General features: G+C 52.3%; 3 protein-coding genes and 2 pseudogenes. All 5 read right to left on the bottom strand.

Features of this window, described 5'->3' with window-relative positions; all coding sequences use genetic code 11:
- A pseudogene (locus QZ279_RS00320) lies at positions 1–593 on the bottom strand (tryptophan 7-halogenase); the annotation flags it as partial.
- A gap of 169 nt (positions 594–762) precedes the next feature.
- Positions 763–1959, bottom strand: coding sequence for a phenylacetate--CoA ligase family protein (locus QZ279_RS00315; RefSeq protein WP_293446787.1), 1197 nt, complete (start codon positions 1957–1959; stop codon positions 763–765).
- 37 nt (positions 1960–1996) lie between these two features.
- Positions 1997–2821 carry an ABC transporter ATP-binding protein gene (locus QZ279_RS00310; RefSeq protein WP_293446786.1) on the bottom strand — a complete coding sequence of 275 codons (825 nt, stop codon included), beginning with the start codon at positions 2819–2821 and terminating at the stop codon, positions 1997–1999.
- Between the two features lie 73 nt (positions 2822–2894).
- Positions 2895–4169, bottom strand: a complete 1275-nt coding sequence (locus QZ279_RS00305; RefSeq protein ID WP_293446785.1) for an ABC transporter substrate-binding protein — start codon at positions 4167–4169, stop codon at positions 2895–2897.
- A gap of 81 nt (positions 4170–4250) precedes the next feature.
- Positions 4251–4585 (bottom strand): annotated as a pseudogene (locus QZ279_RS00300) (branched-chain amino acid ABC transporter permease); the annotation flags it as partial.

Genomic DNA, 4585 nt, shown 5'->3' with positions numbered 1-4585 from the left:
ATATCGTGACGCCCTTCCCGTTCTAACATCAGGTGGCTCACGTTGCCTTGCTCATCCAACTCAACCGCTTGAACGTCGTCTTGTATGTGTTCGACACCACGCTTGGTGCATATCTTGGTAAGCATCCCCGCAAATTTTACAGCGTCCAGATGATACGCGTACCCAAATCGTTGCTCGAATTCGGGCTGGCCCAACAGCCGTGCACCCTTGCACATTCGGCCTAGATCATCATGCGGAGAGATGGATTGGGTGTAGTCGCGATCTCCATTGCCGAAGCGTAAGAAATATTCAGTGGGGTCCAAGCCTTCTAACAATACACCGTGGGCAAAAGGATTTACATAATCGATTGAATTGCATTTTGTGTCATTGTTCCAGTTGCAAAACTTCACACCCAATTTGAACGACGCATTGGTCTCGCGGAAAAAACTTCGCTAGGAAATGTCAGCTTGTCGAATGGTGGCCGGCATACGCAGTACAGATGCTTCACCGACGCCGACAGTCGCGATATCAGGGCTCTCAATCAGGCAGATGCGCGGGCGATCTTTAGACCCTGACGTACGAGACAGCACCGAGTCCAGTACGAGCGCAGTCATCCAACCTGCCGTTCCACCACCCACGATGGTGATCTTGCACAAATGATTATCCATGTATCCCAATCCCACTTTTTGGGAAATGATAACAAATTTAATGCACCTTACTAGACCTTCTGAATCAACCGTCGCGCTTGCAGATGTCGCTCAATATTGTCAGCCGCGCCCTCACTCAATCGTAGCTGCGTTGATCCTCGATCACCAAGCCATCACGCGGTAAAGCACCAAGCGCCACCAGTTCCACTTTGCCCTTCATTTTGAGCGTGGATTGCACCGCAGCGTCAAACCCGATTGTATCACCAGACGCGGTTTCGATCTGCACGGTCAGCATATCTTTTTCATCCGCACGTGAAGCAATAACACGCGCCCGTGCGATATCTGCGTGACTGGCAACAAGATCAGCAACCTGTTCAGGACGTACAAACATGCCTTTGATCTTAGTTGTTTGATCCGCGCGACCCATCCAGCCTTTGATACGTGTGTTTGTGCGCCCGCAAGGCGAAACGCCTGCCATCATAGCACTTAGATCACCTGTTGCGAAACGGATCAGCGGATAGTCAGAATTAAGCGATGTGACGATCACCTCGCCCACTTCGCCCGGCTCTACAGGAATGCCTGTGCCCGGAATGACGATTTCAACGATAACACCTTCATCGATGATCATGCCCTCTTGGGCTTGGGATTCATAAGCGACATTTCCAAGATCAGCTGTCGCATAGTTTTGCAGGCACAGGATGCCACGATCTGCGTATTCTTGGCGCAAGGAAGGAAACAATGCGCCGCCACCGACGGCCGCCTTGGTAATTCCAAGCGAAATACCCAGTTCGTCGGCCTTATCAAGGATCACTTTCAAATAGTCCGGTGTGCCCGCATAGGCAGTTGATCCAACGTCCTTCGCAGCACGCACTTGCAGATCGGTTTGACCCGTGCCCGCAGGAAGAACAGTCGCACCAACGGCACGCGCACCGCTCTCGAAGATCGAACCAGCAGGCGTCAGGTGATAGCCGAAGCAGTTCTGAACGATGTCACCTTTACCAATGCCAACGGCATGCAGAAAGCGCCCAATGCGCCACCAATCATGGCTAATGCCGCCGGGTTCATAAATCGGACCGGGGGATTGGAAGATATGCGCAACGTTGGAAACGTTGATGCCACCAAAGGGTGCCTTTTCGGACTGCCATTTCACCAGCTCAGACTTGCGCAAAACTGGCAGCTTGGGCAGGTCCGCAATCGACTGCACGCCGATTGCATCAAGGCAGTTGCCGTCGGCGCTGGTTGCCGTCGCTAATTGCTTCAAAAGCGCTGCACTTTGCTGTGCTTGGCGTTCATCTGCAGAGCGCGTCTCTAACGTGTCGAAATGGGTTGTCATAGGTCAGCTCGCAAATGAAAAGGGTAGAAAAGGCGGCTCAACTGAGCCAACGCTTGCGACGGCGATACGAACGCACATCGCGGAAGGATTTACGGCCCTCGTCGGACATGCCCAGATAGAATTCCTTCACATCGGGGTTCTCACGCAATTCAGCAGCGGGGCCGTCCATCACGACACGTCCACTTTCCAAAATATAACCGTAGTGCGCATAGCGTAGCGCCACATTGGTGTTCTGTTCGGCCAGAAGGAAGGTCACGCCTTCTTCTTCATTAACCTTTTTCACGATCTCGAAAATCTGTTCTACAAGTTGCGGCGCAAGACCCATGGACGGTTCATCCAAAAGAATCGTTTCAGGACGCGACATCAATGCGCGACCCATAGCCACCATTTGCTGCTCCCCTCCTGATGTGTAACCAGCAAGCGATTTGCGGCGCTCTTTGATACGTGGGAAATAGTCATAGACCATCTCAAGATCAGCAGCGATCGCCGCTTTACCGTCCTTGCGCGTGTATGCGCCGGTCAGCAGGTTTTCCTCAACAGTGAGGTGTTCGAAACAGTGACGGCCTTCCATCACCTGAATAACGCCCGAGCGCACCAGATCAGCAGGATCACGACCTGCGAGGTCTTCGCCGCGATAGCTGACAGAGCCCTTGGTGATGTCACCGCGCTCAGACGCCAATAAGCCTGAGATCGCTTTTAGCGTTGTTGTTTTACCAGCGCCGTTGCCACCAAGAAGTGCAACAATTCCGCCCTTAGGCACGTGTAGACTGACGCCCTTCAACACAAGGATCACGTGGTTATAGATCACTTCAATGTTGTTAACTTCGAGAAGTTTTTCAGTCGTCGGAGCAGCATCTAGCATAGCACACGCCCTATAATGAATGGGGTTGAGGTGGTCCGGCCAACAGAGGCCAGCCGAACCAAGAAGAGGCTAATTAGCAGCCCGCTTCGATTTTGTTTTCCGCAGCATACGCCATGGAATCCGCATCGATCAGCGGCTGGATCACGTCCATGTCGGAAGGAGAGAAGTCAGAAATCATCTTCCACTCTTTCGCGCCAGCGTCCCACTGGGTCATGCCTACAAGACCAGGACCACCGTGGTTTTCACAGGATACTTTGAAAGATGGACCGAAGGCTGGAAGGCCAAGTGCCGCCATCTTCTCTTCCGTGATTTCCAAAGCTTCCATGCCATCGCGCATTTGTGCTGCGTTGATGTCTGCAACACCGTGGATCGCCTGAGCTGTCTTTACCGCTTCAGCCGCTAGCATCGCCGCATATAGACCACGGTTATAGAGAACTGTACCGATTTGGTCGCCAGCGCCTGCTGCGTTACCCGTATCAAGGACATGCGTTTTGATGTCGTCGAATACTGGGAAGTCGCTGCCAACACCGTGGAACGTCAATGCCTTGTAGCCGTTGGCTTTGTCACCAGCTGGGAGAACGTCGTTCTCTGAACCAGACCACCAGATACCGATGAAGTTCTCCATGTTGAAACGGATGTTTGCTGCTTCTTGAACCGCAACTTGGTTCATAACGCCCCAGCCATACATGATGACATAGTCAGGCTTTTCACGACGGATTTGCAGCCACTGTGATTTCTGCTCCTGACCAGGGTGGTCAACAGGGATCAAAGTCAGGTCATAACCGTGCTTTGCAGACAGCTCTTCCAGCGTGCGGATAGGCTCTTTGCCGTATGCGGAGTTGTGATAAACCAACGCCACTTTTTTACCGGAAATGTCGCCTTGGCTCATCAGGTAGTTGATCGCGCCAGATGCACCGTTCCAGTAGTTTGCTGGGTAGTTAAAGACGTTGCTAAACACCTTGCCGTTTGCAGCAGAAGTACGACCGTAACCCATAGAGTGGATCGCAATGCCGTCAGCCGTTGCTTTGGGGATCAACTGGTATGTGATACCTGTGGAGAGCGGTTGATAAACCAACGCGCCTTCGCCCTTAGTGGATTCGTAGCACTCAACGCCTTTTTCAGTGTTGTAGCCTGTCTCGCACTCAAGAACGCGTGCTTCAACGCCACCAATGCCGCCATCGCGTGCATTCAGCATTGTGAAATAGTCCGCATAACCATCTGCAAACGGAATACCGCCCGCAGCGTAAGGGCCTGTACGATATGACAGTGATGGGAACACGAGGTCCGCCATAACTGGGCTTGCAATCATCAACGCACTTAGCGCCATTGCTGGTAGTTTCATCTTCATCGGGTATTTCCTCCCATGGTTATTCCGATGTGTGGGGCATTCGCCCCTTATAGTCGTCTGTGTAGAACTTTGGCCCAGCGCTTAGTGCGGGAAGGGCCAAAGGCGTAATTTCTCTTTCGCGACGCGCCACAGTTGGGCGATGCCATGTGGTTCTGCGATCAGAAAGATAATGATCAATGCGCCCACGATCACCAAATTGAAATGTGCAACGATATCTGTTGGCCAGCCCAGCATATCCACGCCAATCAGCTTAAGCAGAACAGGCAAGAGCACAAGGAAAGCTGCACCCGCAAAAGATCCAAAGATAGACCCAAGTCCGCCGATGATGATCATAAACAGCACAAGGAATGATTTTTGGATACCAAAGACTTCGCCAACCTCAACAGCGCCAAGATACACCGCAAAGAACAGCGCGC

This window comes from Planktotalea sp., from assembly GCF_018607965.1.
Taxonomy (GTDB): Bacteria; Pseudomonadota; Alphaproteobacteria; order Rhodobacterales; family Rhodobacteraceae; genus Planktotalea.
Note: the sequence above shows the minus strand (reverse complement) of the source record. Positions and strands in the feature narration are given on the sequence as shown.

Bases quoted from the DNA above. Each gene is read 5' to 3' on its own strand.
- QZ279_RS00305 (WP_293446785.1), bottom strand. From the start codon at position 4,169: ATGAAGATGAAACTACCAGCAATGGCGCTAAGTGCGTTGATGATTGCA.
- QZ279_RS00315 (WP_293446787.1), bottom strand. From the start codon at position 1,959: ATGACAACCCATTTCGACACGTTAGAGACGCGCTCTGCAGATGAACGC.
- QZ279_RS00310 (WP_293446786.1), bottom strand. From the start codon at position 2,821: ATGCTAGATGCTGCTCCGACGACTGAAAAACTTCTCGAAGTTAACAAC.